We start from the raw sequence: 19,866 nt of genomic DNA, 5'->3' as shown, positions 1-19,866 counted from the left end.
TAAATTAGCACGTGGATTTTTAAGCCCTTGTAAAGAATCGTAAAAGTTCGTGAGCCGTTGACATCTGGTTAAGGTTCTTACGGCTAAAGAGGTAGGCGCATTGCAATCAGTGCGATTCCCATTAAATTAGAATATACTAAATTACCTCCCAATATATTGCGGGCAATTAATTGCCATTGTTGCTGATTCCTCCTGCCAGTTATTCCTATCGTGCTTGGGCTAACATATTGATTCGGAAGGCGGGCCGATGATTGTTGTCGTAGACGACAGAGACATAGTGACTGAAGGATACTCTTCCTGGTTCGGTCGCGAAGGCATCACGACAACAGGTTTTACCCCTACCGATTTCGACGAATGGGTCGAGAGCGTTCCACAACAGGATATTATGGCTGTCGAAGCTTTTCTGATCGGCGAATGTGCAGATCAGCATCGCCTTCCAGCCCGGATTCGTGAACGCTGCAAGGCGCCCGTCATCGCCGTCAACGATCGCCCCTCGCTTGAACATACACTTGAGCTGTTTCAATCCGGGGTTGACGATGTTGTTCGCAAACCGGTGCATGTGCGTGAAATCCTTGCGCGCATCAATGCGATCCGCCGCCGTGCAGGTGCATCAGCTGCTTCCAATGATAGCGGCACGGAGCTCGGTCCGATCCGTGTTTTCTCCGATGGTCGTGATCCGCAGATCAATGGCATCGATTTTCCACTGCCGCGTCGCGAGCGCCGCATCCTGGAATATTTGATCGCCAATCGCGGTCGCCGCCTCAACAAGGCGCAGATTTTCAGCGCGATCTACGGCATCTTCGACAGTGAAGTCGAAGAGAACGTCGTTGAAAGCCATATCAGTAAGTTGCGGAAAAAGCTGCGTGAGCAGATGGGTTTCGATCCGATCGATTCCAAGCGCTTCCTCGGCTACTGCATCAATATCGAGTGATATTGCTGCATCTCCATAATCCCCAGTATCGCGATTTCGAGCACATTTCCGGATTTCTGAAATCGCGCCTGTCCCCTCAGTAAAAGCGTAGAAAATCCCGAGGCTACAGTTTCACGCAAGCGTGGTCCATTAGCTTTACCGCGGATGATTGGATCGGTGTGCCGATTCAGTCGCTCGGTTTTACGAATTCCAGCCCGATAGTTTCGGACTTTGAGCTGGTTGCTACAACTAATCAGGAGCTGCCAATGAGCCTCTACGGTATGATGCGGACCGGTGTTTCGGGAATGAACGCGCAGGCGAACCGCCTGTCGGCGGTCGCTGACAACATCGCGAATGCGAGCACCGTCGGTTACAAGCGTGCGGAAACCCAGTTTTCGTCGCTCGTTCTGCCCAGCACTGGCGGACAGTATAATTCCGGCAGCGTTCTGACTGATGTTCGTTACGGCATTTCCGACCAGGGCGGCATCCGCTCCACATCGTCCACGACAGACCTTGCCATCGACGGCAACGGTTATTTTGTGGTGCAGGGAGCGGACGGCTCGACCTTCCTGACCCGGGCTGGCTCCTTCGTTCCCGACAAGAACGGCAACCTGGTCAACTCAGCCGGCTATTATCTGTTGGGCGCGGGCCCGAACGACCCGGCTGGCGCCCTGACGGTTCCCGGTTTGAACATCATCAATGTCAACAGCGCCGCACTTCCTGCCGAGGCCAGCACGTCGGGCAACTTCACCGTTAATTTGCCGTCTACCGATCAGGTCCCGGCAGCTGGCGAGTTCAATCATAAGACGTCGCTGATCTCCTATAATGACAAGGGCGAGAAGATCACGCTCGATGTCTATTTCACCAAGACCGGCGCGGATGAATGGAGCGTCACGGTCAAGAATGCTGCCGACAATGTGGTGGTTGGCGGCCCGACAGCGCTGACATTCGATCCGACCACCGGCGACATGACGTCTGCAGGTGGCATTGCGGTCGATCTTGGGCCTTATGGCGGCCAGAACCTCAACCTTAATCTGGGAGCATCGACGCAGCGCGCCGGTGACTACACCATTTCGCAGGCGCAGATTAACGGTCAGGCACCATCTGCGGTCAAAGGCGTGGATGTGGCCAATGATGGTTCCGTCGTTGCCATCTACGAAAACGGCACGCAGAAGGTTCTGGCGCGCATTCCGCTGGCCAATGTGGCAAGCCCTGATCGCATGACGGTTGTGAGCGGCAACGTGTTCCTGCCGAGCGCGGAATCGGGCGAGGTCAATCTCGGCTATCCCCAGAGTAAAGGTCTGGGCAAGATCATGTCGGGCACATTGGAGGAATCCAACGCCGATATCGCGCAGGAGCTGACCGACATGATCGAGGCGCAGCGCAGCTACACAGCCAATTCGAAAGTCTTCCAGACCGGCTCCGAACTGATGGACGTGCTGGTCAATCTGAAGAGATAAATCGAGACGATTCCGGGGATGGCAAAGAAGTCTTCCCCGGAATTGCAGCATTGAGAATACGGACCGTTCAGGCAACAGGTACGGTCCGCGCACGCTGGGGCAGTTCCGATATAAGCGGAATTATCAGGGGCTTTCCAGGTGTTTGTTTTAGCCGCATTTCCGGACGCGAGACCGCTTCGCGCTTTTCGGGGATGCACTTGTAGGATGGGGTAAGATGTCGCTTAGTTCTGCTCTTCTGACGGCCAAAAGTTCGCTTGCGGCAACGTCCAAGCAGACCTCCGTTGTCTCTCGCAATATTGCGGGCGCCAACGATCCGGATTATTCCCGGCGCACGGCTTCTCTCGTATCGGGGCCCTACGGTTCTCTTTACGTGGGCATCAGCCGGTCGGCGGATGAAGCCTTGTTCAACAAGTTCATCCAGTCCAACAGTACGGCTTCTTCCTCTTCCATTCTCGCAGGCGGGCTTGACCGCCTTTCGTCGCTTTATTCGGCAGATAATTATTCCGGTTCGCCATCGGCACTGATCGGCGATTTGCGCGATGCACTCCAGACCTTTGCCGCTTCTCCGTCCAACAGCGCGCTTGGCGACAGTGTTGTTTCCACGGCGCAATCGCTTGCCAATGCGCTCAATGCCGGAACCAAGCAGGTTCAGTCGCTGCGCAATGATGCGGACCGTGAAATCGCGGATTCTGTCGCCAACATCAATGATCTTCTCGCCAAGTTCGAAAAGATCAATCAGGAGATCGTCGGCGGTACGCGCGCCAATCGCGATGTCTCCGACTACATGGATCAGCGCGACTCGATCCTGAAGCAGCTTTCCGGCGAGATCGGCATCACCACCATGATGCGCGGCGATAATGACATGGTCATTTTTGCCGAAAACGGCGTGACACTGTTCGAGACCACGGCGCGCAAGGTGAGCTTCGAGCAATCGACTGTGCTGGCGCCGGGTATTGCCGGCAAGGCGGTGCTGGTGGATGGCGTTCCGCTCAACCACGAGACGTTCGACCAGCCTTATGGAACGGGCCGCCTGAGCGGATTGCTGCAGTTGCGTGACCAGATCGCCCCGCAATACCAGATGCAGCTTGATGAGATTGCACGCAATCTGGTGACGATGTTCGCTGAAAGCGACCAGACCGGTGTTGGCGCGGACAAGACGGGCCTGTTCAGCTGGGGCGGATCGCCGGATGTTCCTGGTGCAGGCCTTTCGGCAGGTATTGCAGGCACCATCAAGGTGTCTTCGGCTTTCGTTACGTCTGACGGCGGCAGCTCACTTCTTCTGCGCGACGGTGGGGCCAACGGGCCTGACTACAAATATAATACTGAAGGTGGGGCAGGTTTCAGCGATCGCCTGCGTGCGCTCAACGAAGCATTTTCGGAGCCGATGACCTTCAATTCGGTGGCGGGTCTGGCGACAAACTCCAGCCTGACGGACTACAGCTCATCGTCGATCAGCTGGCTTGAAGGCAAGCGCCAGAAGGCCAACAGCGAATTCTCCTATAATGCGACGGTTGCCGGTCAGGCAGACACAGCCCTCTCCAACGCCAACGGTGTCGATATGGATACCGAAATGGCGCTGCTTCTCGATCTTGAACATTCCTATCAGGCATCGAGCCGGGTGCTGACCACGATCAGCGCAATGCTCGACGATCTTCTCAACGCGGTGTGAGGCCAATGAAAGCGCAATCGATTTCCACCTATGGCGCAACGTCAGCCCTGCGAGCCCTTGTGGCGAAGAACAAGGCCGAGATGTTGAAGGCGCAGCAGGAAGCGACCACGGGAACCGTGTTCGATGTCGGCCTGTCGCTTGGCTCCAAGTCTGGCCAGACCGTATCGTTGCGCAAGGAATATGACCGTCTGACCGTGCTAACAGACATGAACAAGCTGGTGCAGCAGCGCATGAATGCGACGCAGACCGCTGCCGGTACGATCATCGAGAACACGCAGAATTTTCTGGGTGATCTGACTGGCGCCAACAATACCGTTGAAAGCGCTGCCACGATTGCAAAGTCGGCAAAGTCCATTCTCAATTCTGTCACCGGTCTGCTCAACACCAGCTATAACGGCGAATATATCTTCGCCGGTGTGAACACCGATGTGAAGCCGGTTGCCGACTATACCGAAGGCAGCGCTGCGCAAACAGCAGTGCGACAGGCGTTTCAGACGCATTTCGGCTTTGCCATCGACGATCCGCAGGTGGCGAACATCACCGGCGATGAAATGAAGGCCTTTCTGGACGGTGATTTCGCCGACGAGTTCAACGATGCCAACTGGGCCGCAAACTGGTCGGATGCATCGGACACGGTGATCAAGAGCCGTATTTCGCCGACAGAAACGGCGGATACATCGATCTCGGCCAATGCCGACGGTTTCCGCAAGACCATCATGTCGGCGGTTATGGTGGCCGAATTTGCAACCATCGGCCTCAACAATTCCGCTTTCAATGCCCTGACTGAAAAGGCGATGCAGACCACGACGACTGCAATCACCGAAACGACGTCGCAACAGACGACGCTTGGTCTCGCCCAGTCGCGCACCGAAGCTGCAACCACGCGCATTGTGGCGCAGCAAAAGATCCTGAACCAGTCCGTTCTCAATCTCGAAGAAGTCGATCCTTATGAAGCGGCGACACGCGTCAACGCTCTGAAGACACAGATCGAAACGTCCTATTCGCTGACGGTTCAGCTGCAGAATATGAGCCTGCTCAACTATCTCAGATAGTTGAGATGAAATGAGGACGGACGCAGCATGATGCGAGCCCGTCCGAACTGATAGACGGAGAAACCATGTATCAGATGCGCTACGAAGATGTCATGAATGACGATATGGCGAGCGCCAAGGAACGGGAACGGGCATTGTTCGACCGTTCCATCGCAATGCTCGAGGCGGCGAAGGCAAATGGCAGCGGCTCGCGTGAGGCAATTGACGCGACCTATTTCACGACAAAGCTCTGGACCACGATCATCGATGATCTGGGGTCCGAGGAAAATGTGCTGCCGAAGGAACTGAAGGCTGCGATCATTTCCGTCGGTATTTTCGTGCTGAAGGAAATCGAGCGCATCCGCCAGGGCGAAAGCAATGATTACGCCACGCTGATCGAGATCACACAGTCGATCCGGGATGGGCTTTGAGATGACCCCAAACGGAAAACCGGCCATTCGCCTTTCGCTGCGCGCGGGCGAACGAATCTTCATCAACGGTGCCGTACTGAGAGCCGACCGCAAGGTCTCGCTCGAACTCCTGAACGATGCGACCTTCCTTCTGGAAAACCATGTTCTCCAGCCGGAAGACACGACCACGCCGTTGCGCCAGCTCTATTTCGCCGCGCAGATGATGCTGATCGAACCGGCCATGCGCGAACAGGCCCACTCCACTTTCGCACAGATGCTGAAAGGCATGTTCTCGACGTTCAAGGATGCGGAAATCCTGAATGCGCTGAAGCTGGTCGACGAGCTGGTGCATAACGGGCGCATTTTCGAGGCGCTCAAGACAATTCGCGCGCAATATCCACGCGAGGCCGAACTGATGGGCCTTGAGAGCCCTGTTTTGCCCGTGGCTGCGACCCGGAAATCTGCGGAGGCAAACCCATGACCACGACACCGCCGATTGGCACAAATACGACGAATAACAACACGACGAACAACAGCAATTCCGCGGCCAACAAGGCGAGCGTCGATTATAATTCCTTCCTGAAGCTTCTGGTGACCCAGATGCAAAATCAGGATCCGACGCAGCCCATGGACGCGACGCAATATGTTTCGCAGCTTGCGACATTCTCCAATGTCGAGCAGGCCGTGCAGATGAACAGCAAGCTTGAAACGCTGATCGCCAATACGTCTCTGACACAGGCCGAAGGCTGGATCGGTCGCACGCTGACCAATGCCGATGGCAGCATATCGGGCGTCGTGAAATCCGTTACCATCCAGTCAAACGGCATGCTGGCCGAACTGGAAGACGGCAAGACGCTGATGATCGGCGCAGGCGTCAAGATCAGCTAGGACCGATGCGGTGAACGAAGCCGACGCGCTTGATATCGTCAATTCTGCGATCTGGACCGTGCTTATGGCAAGCGGTCCGGCGGTGCTTGCCGCCATGCTTGCAGGCATCGGCATCGCACTTTTCCAGGCGCTGACGCAGATTCAGGAAATGACGCTGACCTTCGTGCCGAAGATCATCGTCATTTTCGTCGTGCTGGCCCTGACCGCGCCGTTCGTCGGTGCGCAGATCAACTCCTTCACGCTGCTGGCCTATTCTCGTATCGAGAAGGGGTTCTAGCACGTAGCCTTCGCGCAAGCTTCGCGAGCTAAGGTCCGTCCCGAAACAGGAGACGGATGTGCAGCAGGCAGCGGCTAAACCCTTGATGAAAAGCGGACTTCTGACCGGCAGCGATATGGGGCTGGCGGTTGGCATCATCATCATCCTGACCGTGCTTTTCCTGCCTGTTCCGGCTGTCGTGCTGGATATTGGTCTGGCGTTTTCGATCGCCTTCTCGGTCCTGATCCTGATGGTTGCGCTCTGGATTCAGCGCCCGCTAGACTTTTCCGCCTTTCCAACGGTGCTGCTGATCGCCACCATGATGCGACTGTCGCTGAATATCGCGACGACACGCGTGATTCTCACCCACGGCAATGAAGGCTATCTTGCCGCCGGTCATGTGATCCACGGCTTCTCGCAATTCGTGATGGGCGGCGACTTCGTCATCGGTCTGGTCGTTTTCTGCATTCTCATCATCGTCAACTTCCTCGTCATCACCAAGGGCGCGACGCGTATCGCGGAAGTGGGCGCGCGCTTCACTCTCGACGCCATTCCCGGCAAGCAGATGGCCATCGATGCCGACCTGTCGTCCGGCCTGATCGATGAAAAGGAAGCGCAGCGCCGCCGTCGCGAGCTGGAAGAGGAAAGCTCCTTCTTCGGCTCCATGGACGGTGCATCCAAATTCGTGCGCGGCGATGCGATTGCAGGTCTCATCATCACCGCCGTCAATATTTTCGGCGGTATCATCATCGGCGCTACGCGCCACGACATGGATATTGCGCACGCAGCCGATGTCTTCACCAAGCTGTCGGTCGGCGATGGTCTGGTCACACAGATTCCGGCCCTGATCGTCTCGCTTGCCGCCGGTCTTCTGGTGTCGAAGGGCGGCACACGCGGCTCCGCCGATCAGGCGATCTTCGGTCAGCTGGGTGCCTATCCGAAGGCGCTTCTGGTCGCGGCGATGCTGCTCTTCGTCCTCGGCATCATGCCGGGCCTGCCAGCCTTCCCGTTCTTTATGCTCGGTGGCGCAATGGCCTTCATCGGTATTGCCGTACCCCGTCGACAAGCGCGCCAGCGCGAGGCGGAAGCCAACGAGGCCGGCAAGAAGCAGCGCGAAGCGGAAGAGCAGGAGCGCAATTCCGTCAAGGCGTCACTCGAAACCAACCAGATCGAACTTTGCCTCGGCAAGCAGCTTTCCGCCCGCCTGATCGCATCGCAGCAGGAGCTGGCGCATCGCGTCAACAAGATGCGCCGCAAGTTCGCGCAGGAATACGGTTTCGTCATCCCTGAAATCAAGGTCACGGACGATATCGCGCTTCCGCCGAAAAGCTATCGCATCAAGATACACGGTACGGCCGTTGCCAGCCACGAGCTGCGCGTCGGTGAAACGCTTGTCGTGCTTGGCGACCGCCCGATCCCATCCATTCCGGGTGAGGAAGTGCGCGAACCGGCCTTCGGTATGCGCGCCTATTCCGTGCCGGAAACCTTTGCGTCCGATCTCCGCCGCGATGGCTATATGACCGTGGATAATCTCTCAGTCCTGCTGACACATTTGAGCGAAATCGTCCGCAACAATCTGGCCCAGCTTCTTTCCTACAAGGATATGCGCATTCTGCTGGACCGTCTCGGCTCTGAATATCGCAAGCTTCTGGAAGATATCTGCCCGACGCATATTTCCTATTCGGGCCTGCAGGCGGTGCTGAAGCTGCTGCTCGCCGAACGCATTTCCATCCGCAACCTGCATCTGATCCTTGAAGCCATTGCGGAGATCGCACCGCTTGTTCGCCGCCCGGAAATGATTGTGGAACATGTCCGCATGCGCATGGCGCAGCAGATTTGCGGCGATCTTTCCGACAATGGCGTGCTGAATGTTTTGCGTCTGGGCAATCGCTGGGATCTGGTCTTCCACCAGAGCCTCAAGCGTGACGCCAAAGGTGAAATCGTCGAATTCGACATCGATCCGCGCCTGCTGGAACAGTTTGGCACCGAGGCCTCCACCGTCATTCGCAAGCATTTCGACAATGGCGAACGTTTCGTGCTGGTTTCCTCGCCAGAAGCGCGGCCATACATTCGCATGATTATCGAGCGTCTGTTCGCCACCCTGCCTGTCTTGTCCCATGTCGAAATCGCACGTGGTGTGGAGGTGAAGTCACTCGGCGCGATTTCGTAAGAGGACAGCATTCTTCGATCCTACGCCCCTCATCCTGAGGAGGTGCCCTGAGCGCAGCGAAGGGAACCGTCTCGAAGGATCGAAGGGCGAGGGGATTAGTTATTGCTTCATATAATGAAAGGGCCTTGAGTGCCTGTCGCGCAACTGCCGCTCAACGAAATCATTCTGGCCGCCGTTCTGGCGTTCTGCCGGGTCGGTGCGTGCCTGATGCTGATGCCGGGGCTTTCGAGTGCGCGCATTCCGTTGCAGGTCAGGCTCTATATTGCGCTGGCCTGTTCATTCGCAGTCCTGCCGCTGGTGCTGCAGCGTATCGTTACCGTTGTCGATGCCGGGCAGCCGTGGACTCTATTCCGCCTGATGGCGAGCGAGATGTTCGTCGGCGCGGTTATCGGTATTCTGGCACATATCTATTTCTGGGCGTTGCAATTCATGGCAAACACGATGGCGGTTTCAGTCGGATATTCCGGCTCGCCTGCCGATGCCATCACGGAAAGTGAACCGCAGGCGACACTTGCCACCATCGTCACCTTCAGCGCACTGTTCCTGTTCTTCATTACCGATATGCATCTGGAAATCTTCCGGGCGCTGCTCAATTCCTATGTGGCCATTCCGGTTGACGGGCAGTTCCGCCCCGATGCGGCGATGATCGACTTCACCGATGCGCTTTCGGCGGCTTTTCTGGCGACACTGCGTATTGCAGCGCCATTCATCGTTTTTGCGATTCTCGTCAATTTTGCCATCGGTCTGGTGAACAAGCTGACGCCGACCATACCGGTTTACTTCGTATCGATGCCATTCGTGCTGGGGGGAGGGCTGTTGGTGGTCTATTTCATCCTGCCGGAACTCCTGCGCTTCTTCACCAACGAAACTGCGACGCAGCTTCGCGAGCTGTTTTAGGGGTGGCCATGGCGAATCCACGCAATCTGAAAAAGCTGATTGAACTGCAAAAACTCGGAAGCGCCCGGCTGGAACAGGCTCTTGCCGCAGCCAATGCACGCAAGGGCGCGCTGGATGAGGAGCGGGAGGCGCTCATCGCCATGCAGGATCGCCGCTATGATGGCGATACGCTCGATATCGATCCATCGCTGCTCATCAAGCGTCTTGGAACCAATGCCGCCGAATCGCAGCAGCTCGAGCAGCGTCTCGAATCACAGCGCAAAGCACTTCTGCAGGAACAAAGACGTGTCGGGTTGCTGGAAGAGCGGCTGACGGATGCTGAAAATGATCGCGAACGGCGGGAACTTTCCAGCTTGATCGAGGAATTTATTAGCCGGAAAACGACAAATCGCTTGCAAAACCCTGATTGAGCGCAAAATCGAGGCTGAACGCACGCACAAGTTTCAGTCAAGTTTGACCCATTATGGTGCAAGTAACAAAGCGCATCCCAAAAAGTGCGAAGCGATTTTTGGACAAGATGCGCGCAAGGACGATCAGATCGAAACGCGCTCTAAAAGAAGGAAGAGATGCATGGCGATCAACCCGCCGTCAGATCTGGTGATGGACGTGGCGCGTGCAGCCGATCCGCAAGCCTATCGCATGGCGGCGGAACGGCTGAGAGCGCCGTCCGCATCCGGGACCATGGTGGCATCCACTGGGGCAGCCACAATGGCGGCACCCACTGGGGCAGCCACAATGGCGGCACCCGCCGCCGGTGGTGGACTGACGCGGGATAATTTCGCCAGCTTTTCCGACAGCCTTGCGGCTGGGGTCAGCGTGCGAGCGGATGCGCAGAATGCGGCCAGTCCGGCTTATCGCAAGTTCGAGGCCTTCATGCTGCAATCCTTCGTGCAGTCGATGTTCACCAGTGACACGACGGCGACCTTCGGGAAGGGGATTGCCGGTGAATACTGGAAGTCCATGATGGCGGAAGCCATGGCAAACAAGATGGCGGATGGCGGCGGTGTCGGCATTGCCAAGTTGCTTGAGGAACAGGCGGCGCGCAACGGGCGGGCAGACGCGCCGACGACGATAGCGTTAGGAGACGTGATCAATAATCTGGGAGAAAGTGTGGGCCAGAACGGCGTATCGAAGGACATCGTGCATGGCTTCGAACGCAAGCTCATTCAAAAGCAACTCGACAACAACAGCGATACGGACAGCGCGCGCGGCTGATTGGCCCGCAACCATAGCGTCCGCCATGCTTCATAATTGAGGACCCCTAAATGACCGAGACAAGCTCTGAAAACAGCCTGCCGCCAGAGGATTCGCAAATCGTCACTGTCACGAGCGAACCGGGGCAGGCGCTGGCAGAGGAACCGGCCGAGAACCCCACATTGAAGCCGGTCGTGCGGGCAATCCAACGTCTGGAAGATGTCATCGATACTGAAACGCGTCTTCTTCTGGAGGGCGGCAATCCGGATCTGGCGGAAATCAACTCCCGCAAGAGCCGTGGGCTTTACGATTTCAACAAAGCGATCAAGAAAGCGGCCAGTGCTGCCGAACCGGCGACGATGAAGCGGCTTCAGCCGCTGCTCGACAGCCTGAAGCAGAAGCTTGAGAAGAACTGCGAAGCGCTGCAGCTGCATCTGCGGGCCGTTGGTGAGTTGGCTGATCTCATTCGCGGTGCGCTGGAAACGCAGGAAGCCGACGGCACCTACAGCATGCAGAGTGTGAGGCTCGGTCACGCACGATGATCCGCATCATTGCCATCGGTCTGTGGATTTGTGCCGTCGCTTTCGGCTCGCTTTTCCTGGCGGTTCGCCAGAACGTCTCATCGTCGGGTGAGGCGCAGGCGGCGACCAGTGGATTTGGCGGCGTGGATTACGTCAAGACAGATGTGATGAGCGTGCCGATCATCTCGAATGGCGGCGTCGCCGGTTATGTGGTGACGCAGCTTGTCTATACGGTCGATTCGAACATTCGCAAGAAGCTGACCGTGCCGCTCGAATTCTTCATCAACGATGAGATATTCCGTAAATTCTATGGCAGCTATTCGGATACGAAAGAGGTCGAGAAGGTGAGTTTCGAGGACGTTCGTGCCTCGATCATCACCGATCTCAATGCGCGGTTCCCCGAGCCGGTCATCAAGGACCTTCTGGTTGAGCAGTTCAACTATATTTCAGCGGAAGAAATCCGTGCCATGAACATGCGCGGCACGCCGACACCGACGGCACCGGCCAAGCAGTCAGAGAAGCAGGCCAACGCAGAGCCTGTCAGTCACAGCGAATAGTATTTTCCTGCAAGCTGGGCGAGGCGCTCGTCATCGAGCGGTGCGACCGCCGGGTCGGATACAAGCTCCACACCCATTTCACGACCATCCCGCCAGGCCACGCGGGCCAGAAGCGCGCGTCCGTAATAATCGTCAAACAGCCAGAAGCGTTCGGGCAGGGTCGGGACTTCGACAGTTCTCAGCTTGGCGCCATGGGGCGCGATATCGCTGAACTGGCATTCGATGATGAAACGCCCATCGAGCCCCACGATCTTTCCGGAGCGCAGCCTTGTACGCTGTCTCTCTTCCCTACGACGTTCGTGGGATGGCTTAACCCGTGCCATATCAAAATCTTACCTGCTATTCCCCTGAGACTAATCTAGCAGGTTTCGATTGCCGATGCGTTACTTTTTAAACCGGGATTTTGCGGACATGGTTACCTTGAACAGGTTCCTGTTTGTCAGTGCTCGCCACAGGCTTCGCAGAGGCCGCGCAGCTCCAGTGTCGTCTTGCGCGACTTGAAACCGTTCTGAAGGCTCCAGGCGCTGACAAGGTTCTCGATCGCCGCGTCGGAGAATTCCGTCACCTGACCGCATTTCTCGCAAATCGCGAAAGCCACCAGACCCTGCTGATGGCATTGCGGGTGCGCGCAGGCAACGAAGGCGTTGAGGCTTTCAAGGCGATGGATCATCCCGTAATCGAGCAGCTTTTCCAGTGCGCGATAGACCTGCAGCGGCGCGCGGAAACCGTCGTCACGCAACTGGTCGAGGATCGTATAGGCGCTGAGTGGGCCTTCCGCTTTGGACAAAACGTCGAAAACCAGTGTCTGATTGCGGGTGAGGTCCTGCGGGGCGTGATGATGGTGATGCGTGCTCATTGTCCAGCGATCCGTTTCGGTGATGCCTTTTCCCTCTTATGTAGGGGTAGCAGGCTCAAAATGAAAATGGCAAGCGCCGCGACCACAATGGAAGGGCCGGATGGCGTGTCGAAATGAATGGAACCATAAAGTCCGCCGATAACCCCCGCAGCACCGATCAGTGAGGCCAGAATGGCCATCTGTTCGGGTGTGGAGGAAAAGCGGCGTGCCGTTGCTGCCGGAATGATCAGCAGCGAGGTGATCAATAGAATTCCGACGATCTTCATCGCAATGGCGATGACGATGGCCAGAAGCAGCATGAAAACAATGCGCGACAGGGCAGGGTTCATGCCTTCGGCGCGGGCAATATCCTCGCTGACGGTGGCAGCAAGGAAAGGGCGCCACAGCCAGGCCAGAACCGCCAGCACAAACACCCCGCCGCCATAGATGAAGGCGATATCCATTCGCGAGACAGCCAGAATATCGCCGAACAGGAACGACAGCAGGTCGACGCGCACCCATGTCATGAAGGCAACGAGGACGAGGCCAAGCGACAGCGTGGCATGGGACAGGATGCCGAGCAGCGAATCCGCCGACAATGTGTGTCGGCGCTGCAAGAGCAGCAGAATGGCTGAAATCGCCACGGCAACGGCGAACACGCCGATCATCATATTGATGTCGAAAATGAGCGCCAGCGCCACGCCGAGCAGGGCGGAATGCGCCATGGTATCGCCGAAATAGGCCATGCGCCGCCAGACGATGAAGCAGCCGAGCGGTCCGGTCGTGAGCGCAAGCCCGACACCGGCGATGATGGCGCGGGTGAAGAAATCGTCAAGCACGCGGCGCGCTCCCTTCGTGATGATGATGTTCATGATCATGCCCGTGTTCATGGTCATGATGATGGCCGTCATCGGCGTGGCAGTGATCCGTCACGGAACCGTCGGCATGAAGCACGCGCCCGTCCGGCAGATGCGTGTGATCGTGATGATGCTCATAAACGGCAAGCGGTCCGACGGCCCGGCTGCCAAACAGCCGCATATATTCAGGGCTCGCCGTCACATCGCGCGGCGTCCCGCTGCAGCATACATGCCCGTTGAGGCAGATGACGCGGTCGGTCGCCGCCATGACCAGATGCAGGTCGTGCGAAATCAGCAGCACGCCGCAGCCTGTGTCGTCGCGCAGTTTCGCAATCAGTTCGTACAATGCAGCTTCGCCGGAAAAGTCGACGCCCTGCACCGGTTCGTCCAGCACCATGAGGTCCGGTTTGCGCGCGAGTGCGCGCGCCATCAGCGCACGCTGGAACTCGCCGCCTGACAGATTAGCGATTTCCGCCTTGGCCAGATGCGGAATGCCCACCACTTCCAAGGCCGTCTCGGTATCCTCGCGCGAGAGAGGCCCCGTCAGGGTCATCAGGCGCTCGACCGAAAGCGGCAACGTGCGGTCGATATTGATCTTTTGCGGCACATAGCCGATGCGCAGGCCCGGCGCGTGGATCACGCTGCCTTCGTCTGGTTTCAGGATGCGCAGCGCCATCTTGGCGGCGGTACTCTTGCCCGCGCCATTCGGACCGATCAGGGTGACGATCTCCCCGCGCTCAACACTCAGGTCGACATTGCGCACGAGCCAGCGCCCGTCGCGATAGACGCCGGCATCTTTCAGTTCAATCAATGTTTCCCGCGCTTTTTCGGCGGGGAGGGCGGTCTTCCTGCTCATTTATTCCGGGCTTTCAATGCCTGTATGTTCGTGTCCCACGCACGGATCATCCGCCGATTCGAAATTTTTCCCAGCGTCTTTTTCCGTTGCCGCTCTATTGCGCAACCGCCGCTGTGATTTTTCCAAAATGGGGGTTGCCTCACCTTATGACAGACGTTATAGCATAACGCAACTGACGTAATAGAATAACATATCACATGAATATGGTGCCCCTCCCCAATCGTACAAGAGAGAGACTATGAAACATCTCCGCTCCCTCCTCCTAGCCTCGGCATTTCTGGCTAGTACGGCAAATGTCTCACTTGCGGCAGAACGCGACGGCGTCGTGGTCTCGATCAAACCGCTCCATTCCATTGTTTCCGCAGTCATGCAGGGTGTGGGCGAGCCGAAACTGATCGTTCAGGGTGCGGGTTCCGAACATGTCTACAGCCTGAAACCCTCCGATGCCGAAGCAATCGAGCACGCCAAGGTGATTTTCTGGGCTGGGCCGTCGATGGAAACCTTCCTCGACAAGCCCATCGATACACTTGGCGATGGCGCAAAGGTTGTCGCTCTTGGTGAAGCGGATGGCCTGACCAAGCTGAAGTTCCGTGAAGGTGGTCCGTTCGAAGCGCATGACCATGGCCATGAAGGTCACAACCATGGTGCCGAAGGTCATGACCATGCTCACGATGACAAGAAGGATGCCGCCGATGCCGACAAGGGGCACAATCATGCCGCCGAAGCATCGGAAAGCGGGCATGACCATCACCATGGTCACAGTGAATATGATCTGCATTTCTGGCTCGACCCGCAAAACGGAAAGGTTCTGGCGGCGGATATCGCCAAGACGCTCGGCGAAAGCGACCCCGAACACGCTGCGCAATATGAAAAGAACGCCAAGGACTATGGCGAGAAGATTGACGCGCTGACCAAGGAAGTCGCCAGCGAACTGGAGCCGGTAAAGGACAAGCCGTTTATCGTCTTCCATGATGCATACCAGTATTTCGAAAATCGTTTCGGTGTGAAGGCGGCCGGATCAATCACGGTGAGCCCGGAAAAGGCGCCGGGTGCCGCGCGCATCAAGGAAATTCACGAGAAGATCAAATCGCTTGGCGCAACCTGCGTGTTCTCCGAACCGCAGTTCGAACCGAAGCTGGTGAATACAGTTATCGAAGGAACGGATGCCAGGACAGGCGTTCTCGATCCGCTGGGGGCAGAGCTGAAGGATGGTCCGGATCTCTATCCGCAGCTCATTCGCAATCTGGCGGATTCGTTGAAGGACTGTCTGTCGAAATAGGGCCAACAGCTGCGACCGCGCCCTCGCCAGGTGCACGCCCATAACTTGGTAGCGGTCGCAACGGTGCCGGGCTGGACCCTGCTTTAACTTACGGGCAGCCCGGCACTAGAGCATTTCCTGTTTTAATTGAATCATTGGAAATGCTCTATCTGTTTGTTTTTCAGCATGTCTTTATCCCGAAACCGGTTCCCACTTTCGGTAGACATGCTCTAATGAGTGCGCCTCGACCTGATTGAAGCGGATCGAAACTTGCATTTCGACACTCAAAGGCGGCTCAGGCCGCCTATTTTCACCACTAAATCTGTTATGATATAACATTAAGGAGAAGAGAATGCGTAGCTTTGTGAAGGCGCTTCAGGCTGGTGCTGTCTTGACTTTTCTTGCTCCCGCAATCGCGGGTGCTCATGGAATCTGGATTGCAGAACGTCACGGAACGCAGGCGGTTGTTTACGGTCACGGCGCAAGCGATGAGGCCTATGACCCGCAGAAGCTCAAGACGGTTACGGCCAAGAATGGAGAGGGCAAGGATGTCGCCGTCGAGATCAAACGACAGGAAGATCATGCCCTGCTGAGCGTGCCCAAGGATGCAGTCGTGGTCAGCGGCACATTCGACAATGGTTTCTGGGCCGAGGGTCCGGACGGCAAGTGGGTCAACAAGCCGAAATCGGAAGTGCCGGGCGCAAAACAGTCCAGCCAGAGTCAGAAATTTGCTGTCGCCATTCTGGATCATCTGCGCAAAAAGCCAGAAGCCCAAGGTTTGCCTTTCGAAATCGTTCCGTTGATGGACCCGACAATATTGGAGGCGGGCAACGAGCTTCCCGTGCAGGTTCTGTTTGACGGAAAGCCGGTGGAAGGCGTCGAGGTTACGGCGGATTATGTCAATGACAGTCACGCAGCGCCGGTGAAAACCGACGCGGAAGGCATCGCCAGGATCAATATCCGCAACGCGGGTCTCAATGTCGTTGGGGCGGGCTATTCCAGGCCGCTGTCTGATTCAAAGGAAGCGGACAAGCTCAGCTATTTCACCACGCTGACCTTCAACCTCGATCACCACCATCACGATTGATTCTACCCAGTTTGATGAGGAACGGAGTCATGAGAAAGAGACTGCCCGTTACGGTCTTGTCCGGTTTTCTCGGGGCCGGAAAGACGACACTGCTCAATCACGTGCTCAATAATCGCGAGAACCGCCGCGTCGCGGTGATCGTCAATGATATGAGTGAAGTGAATATAGATGCCGCCCTCGTTCGTGAGGGCGGCGCCAATCTCTCCCGCACGGATGAACAGCTGGTCGAAATGACCAATGGCTGCATCTGCTGCACATTGCGCGATGATCTCCTGAAGGAGGTTTCACAACTGGCAGCTCAGGGACGCTTCGATTATCTGCTGATCGAATCGACCGGCATAGCCGAGCCACTGCCGGTTGCCGCCACGTTCGAGTTTCGCGACGAGAAGGGCAACAGTCTTTCGGACGTCGCTCGGCTCGATACGATGGTGACAGTTGTTGATGCCGCCAATCTGCTGAAGGATTATGCATCGAGCGATTTTCTGCGTGATCGCGGCGAATCCCTTGGTGAAGATGACGAGCGCACGCTTGTCGATCTTCTGGTTGAACAGATCGAGTTCGCCGATGTCGTCGTGCTGAACAAGATATCGACCGCTTCAAAAGAGGAGCGCGATCTGGCGCACAAGGTCATCCGCTCGCTCAATCCCGATGCCCGCATCGAGGAGGTCGATTTCGGAGAAGTGTCGCTCGACGCCATATTGGACACGAAGCTTTTCGACTTCAACAAGGCGCATGAGCATCCGCTCTGGTACAAGGAGTTGCATGGCTTTGCCTCGCATACGCCCGAGACCGAGGAATATGGCGTTCGCTCCTTTGTCTATCGTGCGCGACGTCCCTTCGATCCTGAACGGTTTCAATCGTTCATCGACAAGGGCTGGCCGGGTGTCGTGCGGGCGAAAGGCTTCTTCTGGCTTGCCACCCGTCCGGATTTTGTCGGTGAAATCAGTCAGGCGGGCGCGTTGGTCCGCACCGGAAAAAGGGGGCGCTGGTGGTCATCCGTGCCGAAGCAATACTGGCCGGCGGAACCCGAATGGCAGCGCGCCATGGAGCCATATTTTCATAAGGTGTGGGGCGATCGGCGTCAGGAGATTGTGTTCATCGGTGTCGATCCGATGCAGGAAGATGCGCTCATCGATGAGCTGGATCAATGTCTTCTTGAGGAAGAAGACTTCGTGCCAGAGCGCTGGTCGGGGCTGAACGATCCGTTCCCGAACTGGTCGGCCGCCGCGGCTTGAGGCCTATTCTGACAGTGAGGCTATATCCAGGGCCTTGCTGTCGGCTAGCGTCCGATGATCCAGAACGCTGGCGATGGCTTCGCGCACATCGAGCATCATATGGCGCACCTCGCATTCGTCCTCATCGCAATCGTCACATGGGCGATAGTCTGTCTTGCTGGCGCAGGCGATGGGGGCAAGCGCGCCGTCGAGCGCGCGGATGATATTGCCGATGGCAATCTCGTGGGCCGGGCGGGCCAGACAGAAGCCACCGCCTTTGCCCTTGCGACTAAGAACGAAGCCGGCATTGCGAAGTTCGGTAAAAATATTGTCGAGAAACTTGCGCGGTATATGGTGCTTCTCGGCGATTTCGCTGGCCGAAACCAGCTGTCCATCTGCAACGCCCGCCAGATGCACCATGGCTTTCAGGCCATATTTGCCCTTTTTAGTCAGCATGCCACCCCTGTGGAGCATTTCCTCTGGGAACGGAAACCGGTTTCCGTCCGGAAATGCATGAAAAGAATACGCCACACACGCCGCCAGCGTGAGCTGGCACCGTTTCGCAAGATCAGGCCGAATATCTGTGAGTGCCTGTATATAAGAAGTTAGGGGGTAAACCCCGCCGCGACAAGTCTTTTTGCCGCTACAGCATCGGCCCGAAAATCGGAATCGATTTTGGAATGCACGATGCGTGACTTCTATAGTGTGGAACATCCGCGATGGCGCATGGCGTTCACGCGGCTAATCTCGTCCGTTGGCCAGCAAGGCGAGCGATAATGCTCCCTGCAACGCATCGCCAAGCGCGGGCCGAAAGCGTTCCCGATGCGGTAGAAATGGCAGGGCTGCATAGGATGAGGCGAGGCCTCCCGTCAGGCTGAACCGGCCAAGCGTTTCTATACCGAGCCCATCCAGACCGCGGGCAATATAAGAGCAGGCGCGTTGCAGGATCGAAAGGCCGAGCGCATCGCCCTTATGCGCATAGTCAAAAACGATGGGAGCGAAGGCGGCGTAGTCTGCGGCCGTCGCCGTGCGCGAAAAGATTATGATCTGGCGCATGTCACCGTTGAACCGTGCCAGCACGGCATCGGCAAGTTCCGTGCGCTCTGTCATGTCGTCCAGAGCAAGCAGCGTTTCTTCAAGAAGTTCACGACCAAGCCGCGCGCCGCCCGCATGATCGCTCAACATGAAGCCGCGCCCGCCGATAATCTCGAAAGCGTCTTCTTCTCTTTTGACGAACACCGAGCCGGTGCCGAGAATGACGACGGCACCGTCTTTCTGACCGAGCGCACCTTGCAGGGCGGTAACAGCGTCGGAAACGATCTTCACCTTGCCGAAAGGCAGGCTCTGTTCCACGCGATCCTTGTCCGGGAGCGAGTTTGCGCCTGCGAGCCCGAACACGGCGCAGGTCTCATTCAATATAGAGACATCCAGTCCTGCATCGTGCACGGCCAGTGTTGCTGCGCGCATGATATTATCCAGAGCCGTCGCCGGATCTGCGCCAATATTGGCGGGGCCGCTCGTGCTTCGGCCTATGGGGTCACCATTGCTGTCGGCAAGCAGCGCCCGGCATCCGGTGCCGCCGCCATCGACGGCCAGAATATAAGGCATAGGCTTCATGCTCATTCATCCAATTGTCACGGTAACTGTCATGGAATCGTCGCAACCGTTCGAATCGCCGGTTTTTCCCAGTTGAAATTTGGTTAAAAAGGACCATATTGGCTGTGGAAAGAAAATTCCTTCTTTTTTACGAAACTGCGTTGACAGTTTGGAATGATGGGGTCTATATGGCGCCACAA

At 56.9% G+C, this 19,866-nt stretch carries 23 protein-coding genes; 17 read left to right on the top strand and 6 right to left on the bottom strand.

The window, feature by feature from the left end; translation table 11 throughout:
- Window positions 1-247 precede the first annotated feature (247 nt).
- The 14 genes from ftcR (at window position 248) to AC1RHM_RS05445 (ending at window position 11,963) form a co-directional block, all read left to right on the top strand.
- Complete coding sequence (gene ftcR, locus AC1RHM_RS05510) at window positions 248-931, top strand: flagellar transcriptional regulator FtcR (protein ID WP_010660744.1); 684 nt, start codon at window positions 248-250, stop codon at window positions 929-931.
- Between the two features lie 245 nt (window positions 932-1,176).
- The gene (locus AC1RHM_RS05505) at window positions 1,177-2,370 is read left to right on the top strand and encodes a flagellar hook protein FlgE (RefSeq protein ID WP_010660745.1); all 1,194 of its coding nucleotides are present in this window, start codon (window positions 1,177-1,179) and stop codon (window positions 2,368-2,370) included.
- A 214-nt stretch (window positions 2,371-2,584) separates the two neighbouring features.
- The gene (gene flgK / locus AC1RHM_RS05500; protein ID WP_151607538.1) at window positions 2,585-4,039 is read left to right on the top strand and encodes a flagellar hook-associated protein FlgK; all 1,455 of its coding nucleotides are present in this window, start codon (window positions 2,585-2,587) and stop codon (window positions 4,037-4,039) included.
- Window positions 4,040-4,044: 5 nt separating this feature from the next.
- The gene (locus AC1RHM_RS05495) at window positions 4,045-5,091 is read left to right on the top strand and encodes a flagellar hook-associated family protein (protein WP_029929853.1); all 1,047 of its coding nucleotides are present in this window, start codon (window positions 4,045-4,047) and stop codon (window positions 5,089-5,091) included.
- 65 nt (window positions 5,092-5,156) lie between these two features.
- A complete protein-coding gene (gene flaF, locus AC1RHM_RS05490) occupies window positions 5,157-5,501 on the top strand; it encodes a flagellar biosynthesis regulator FlaF (protein ID WP_010660748.1) in 345 nt (114 codons plus the stop codon).
- A gap of 1 nt (window position 5,502) precedes the next feature.
- Window positions 5,503-5,961, top strand: a complete 459-nt coding sequence (gene flbT, locus AC1RHM_RS05485; RefSeq protein WP_012093496.1) for a flagellar biosynthesis repressor FlbT — start codon at window positions 5,503-5,505, stop codon at window positions 5,959-5,961.
- Window positions 5,958-6,368, top strand: coding sequence for a flagellar hook assembly protein FlgD (gene flgD, locus AC1RHM_RS05480; RefSeq protein ID WP_010660750.1), 411 nt, complete (start codon window positions 5,958-5,960; stop codon window positions 6,366-6,368). The genes flbT and flgD overlap by 4 nt, the downstream gene beginning before the upstream one ends.
- A 10-nt stretch (window positions 6,369-6,378) precedes the next feature.
- Window positions 6,379-6,645, top strand: a complete 267-nt coding sequence (gene fliQ, locus AC1RHM_RS05475; RefSeq protein WP_006469393.1) for a flagellar biosynthesis protein FliQ — start codon at window positions 6,379-6,381, stop codon at window positions 6,643-6,645.
- 85 nt (window positions 6,646-6,730) lie between these two features.
- Window positions 6,731-8,794: a flagellar biosynthesis protein FlhA gene (flhA, locus tag AC1RHM_RS05470; RefSeq protein ID WP_010660751.1), complete on the top strand. Its 2,064-nt coding sequence runs from the start codon at window positions 6,731-6,733 to the stop codon at window positions 8,792-8,794.
- Window positions 8,795-8,923: 129 nt separating this feature from the next.
- Complete coding sequence (fliR, locus tag AC1RHM_RS05465) at window positions 8,924-9,691, top strand: flagellar biosynthetic protein FliR (RefSeq protein ID WP_151576797.1); 768 nt, start codon at window positions 8,924-8,926, stop codon at window positions 9,689-9,691.
- A gap of 8 nt (window positions 9,692-9,699) precedes the next feature.
- Window positions 9,700-10,101 (top strand): hypothetical protein, encoded by a 402-nt coding sequence (locus AC1RHM_RS05460; protein WP_151576798.1) that lies wholly within the window; start codon window positions 9,700-9,702, stop codon window positions 10,099-10,101.
- A gap of 160 nt (window positions 10,102-10,261) precedes the next feature.
- Window positions 10,262-10,906 (top strand): rod-binding protein, encoded by a 645-nt coding sequence (locus AC1RHM_RS05455; protein ID WP_151576799.1) that lies wholly within the window; start codon window positions 10,262-10,264, stop codon window positions 10,904-10,906.
- A 50-nt stretch (window positions 10,907-10,956) separates the two neighbouring features.
- A complete protein-coding gene (locus AC1RHM_RS05450; RefSeq protein ID WP_010660755.1) occupies window positions 10,957-11,427 on the top strand; it encodes a hypothetical protein in 471 nt (156 codons plus the stop codon).
- Window positions 11,424-11,963 carry a hypothetical protein gene (locus AC1RHM_RS05445; RefSeq protein ID WP_010660756.1) on the top strand — a complete coding sequence of 180 codons (540 nt, stop codon included), beginning with the start codon at window positions 11,424-11,426 and terminating at the stop codon, window positions 11,961-11,963. Before AC1RHM_RS05450 ends, AC1RHM_RS05445 begins: the two co-directional genes overlap by 4 nt.
- On the opposite strand, the gene AC1RHM_RS05440 is transcribed toward AC1RHM_RS05445, so the two are convergent.
- From AC1RHM_RS05440 to AC1RHM_RS05425, 4 genes are all read right to left on the bottom strand, one after another.
- A complete protein-coding gene (locus tag AC1RHM_RS05440; RefSeq protein WP_010660757.1) occupies window positions 11,951-12,286 on the bottom strand; it encodes a PilZ domain-containing protein in 336 nt (111 codons plus the stop codon). The two genes, AC1RHM_RS05445 and AC1RHM_RS05440, sit on opposite strands and share 13 nt — an antisense overlap.
- Before the next feature lie 116 nt (window positions 12,287-12,402).
- Entirely contained in the window at window positions 12,403-12,819 is a 417-nt protein-coding gene (locus AC1RHM_RS05435) for a Fur family transcriptional regulator (RefSeq protein WP_010660758.1), read from the bottom strand.
- Complete coding sequence (znuB, locus tag AC1RHM_RS05430; protein WP_094515882.1) at window positions 12,816-13,676, bottom strand: zinc ABC transporter permease subunit ZnuB; 861 nt, start codon at window positions 13,674-13,676, stop codon at window positions 12,816-12,818. Before znuB ends, AC1RHM_RS05435 begins: the two co-directional genes overlap by 4 nt.
- Complete coding sequence (locus AC1RHM_RS05425; RefSeq protein WP_094515883.1) at window positions 13,630-14,511, bottom strand: ATP-binding cassette domain-containing protein; 882 nt, start codon at window positions 14,509-14,511, stop codon at window positions 13,630-13,632. The genes znuB and AC1RHM_RS05425 overlap by 47 nt, the downstream gene beginning before the upstream one ends.
- Before the next feature lie 238 nt (window positions 14,512-14,749).
- Here AC1RHM_RS05425 and znuA point away from each other — a divergent pair, with 238 nt between their 5' ends.
- The 3 genes from znuA to zigA all read left to right on the top strand — a co-directional run bounded on the left by znuA (window position 14,750) and on the right by zigA (window position 18,091).
- Entirely contained in the window at window positions 14,750-15,790 is a 1,041-nt protein-coding gene (znuA, locus tag AC1RHM_RS05420; RefSeq protein WP_151576800.1) for a zinc ABC transporter substrate-binding protein ZnuA, read from the top strand.
- Between the two features lie 331 nt (window positions 15,791-16,121).
- Window positions 16,122-16,856 (top strand): DUF4198 domain-containing protein, encoded by a 735-nt coding sequence (locus AC1RHM_RS05415; RefSeq protein WP_010660762.1) that lies wholly within the window; start codon window positions 16,122-16,124, stop codon window positions 16,854-16,856.
- A 29-nt stretch (window positions 16,857-16,885) separates the two neighbouring features.
- Window positions 16,886-18,091: a zinc metallochaperone GTPase ZigA gene (zigA, locus tag AC1RHM_RS05410; protein ID WP_012093487.1), complete on the top strand. Its 1,206-nt coding sequence runs from the start codon at window positions 16,886-16,888 to the stop codon at window positions 18,089-18,091.
- Between the two features lie 3 nt (window positions 18,092-18,094).
- Here zigA and AC1RHM_RS05405 read toward each other — a convergent pair whose 3' ends face one another.
- Both AC1RHM_RS05405 and AC1RHM_RS05400 read right to left on the bottom strand, forming a co-directional pair.
- Window positions 18,095-18,526, bottom strand: coding sequence for an RrF2 family transcriptional regulator (locus tag AC1RHM_RS05405; protein ID WP_151576801.1), 432 nt, complete (start codon window positions 18,524-18,526; stop codon window positions 18,095-18,097).
- Window positions 18,527-18,811: 285 nt separating this feature from the next.
- Window positions 18,812-19,693 (bottom strand): glucosamine kinase nucleotide-binding domain-containing protein, encoded by an 882-nt coding sequence (locus AC1RHM_RS05400; RefSeq protein ID WP_151576802.1) that lies wholly within the window; start codon window positions 19,691-19,693, stop codon window positions 18,812-18,814.
- Window positions 19,694-19,866 lie beyond the last annotated feature (173 nt).

This window comes from Brucella sp. GW823-FHT04E01, from assembly GCF_058796175.1.
Note: the sequence above shows the minus strand (reverse complement) of the source record. Positions and strands in the feature narration are given on the sequence as shown.

Excerpts from the sequence above, each read along its gene's own strand:
- ftcR (WP_010660744.1), top strand. The coding sequence starts at position 248 with ATGATTGTTGTCGTAGACGACAGAGACATAGTGACTGAAGGATACTCT.
- AC1RHM_RS05505 (WP_010660745.1), top strand. The coding sequence starts at position 1,177 with ATGAGCCTCTACGGTATGATGCGGACCGGTGTTTCGGGAATGAACGCG.
- flgK (WP_151607538.1), top strand. The coding sequence starts at position 2,585 with ATGTCGCTTAGTTCTGCTCTTCTGACGGCCAAAAGTTCGCTTGCGGCA.
- AC1RHM_RS05495 (WP_029929853.1), top strand. The coding sequence starts at position 4,045 with ATGAAAGCGCAATCGATTTCCACCTATGGCGCAACGTCAGCCCTGCGA.
- flaF (WP_010660748.1), top strand. The coding sequence starts at position 5,157 with ATGTATCAGATGCGCTACGAAGATGTCATGAATGACGATATGGCGAGC.
- flbT (WP_012093496.1), top strand. The coding sequence starts at position 5,503 with ATGACCCCAAACGGAAAACCGGCCATTCGCCTTTCGCTGCGCGCGGGC.
- flgD (WP_010660750.1), top strand. The coding sequence starts at position 5,958 with ATGACCACGACACCGCCGATTGGCACAAATACGACGAATAACAACACG.
- flhA (WP_010660751.1), top strand. The coding sequence starts at position 6,731 with ATGAAAAGCGGACTTCTGACCGGCAGCGATATGGGGCTGGCGGTTGGC.
- AC1RHM_RS05460 (WP_151576798.1), top strand. The coding sequence starts at position 9,700 with ATGGCGAATCCACGCAATCTGAAAAAGCTGATTGAACTGCAAAAACTC.
- AC1RHM_RS05455 (WP_151576799.1), top strand. The coding sequence starts at position 10,262 with ATGGCGATCAACCCGCCGTCAGATCTGGTGATGGACGTGGCGCGTGCA.
- AC1RHM_RS05450 (WP_010660755.1), top strand. The coding sequence starts at position 10,957 with ATGACCGAGACAAGCTCTGAAAACAGCCTGCCGCCAGAGGATTCGCAA.
- AC1RHM_RS05445 (WP_010660756.1), top strand. The coding sequence starts at position 11,424 with ATGATCCGCATCATTGCCATCGGTCTGTGGATTTGTGCCGTCGCTTTC.
- AC1RHM_RS05440 (WP_010660757.1), bottom strand. The coding sequence starts at position 12,286 with ATGGCACGGGTTAAGCCATCCCACGAACGTCGTAGGGAAGAGAGACAG.
- AC1RHM_RS05435 (WP_010660758.1), bottom strand. The coding sequence starts at position 12,819 with ATGAGCACGCATCACCATCATCACGCCCCGCAGGACCTCACCCGCAAT.
- znuB (WP_094515882.1), bottom strand. The coding sequence starts at position 13,676 with ATGATCATGAACATCATCATCACGAAGGGAGCGCGCCGCGTGCTTGAC.
- AC1RHM_RS05425 (WP_094515883.1), bottom strand. The coding sequence starts at position 14,511 with ATGAGCAGGAAGACCGCCCTCCCCGCCGAAAAAGCGCGGGAAACATTG.
- znuA (WP_151576800.1), top strand. The coding sequence starts at position 14,750 with ATGAAACATCTCCGCTCCCTCCTCCTAGCCTCGGCATTTCTGGCTAGT.
- AC1RHM_RS05415 (WP_010660762.1), top strand. The coding sequence starts at position 16,122 with ATGCGTAGCTTTGTGAAGGCGCTTCAGGCTGGTGCTGTCTTGACTTTT.
- zigA (WP_012093487.1), top strand. The coding sequence starts at position 16,886 with ATGAGAAAGAGACTGCCCGTTACGGTCTTGTCCGGTTTTCTCGGGGCC.
- AC1RHM_RS05405 (WP_151576801.1), bottom strand. The coding sequence starts at position 18,526 with ATGCTGACTAAAAAGGGCAAATATGGCCTGAAAGCCATGGTGCATCTG.
- AC1RHM_RS05400 (WP_151576802.1), bottom strand. The coding sequence starts at position 19,693 with ATGAGCATGAAGCCTATGCCTTATATTCTGGCCGTCGATGGCGGCGGC.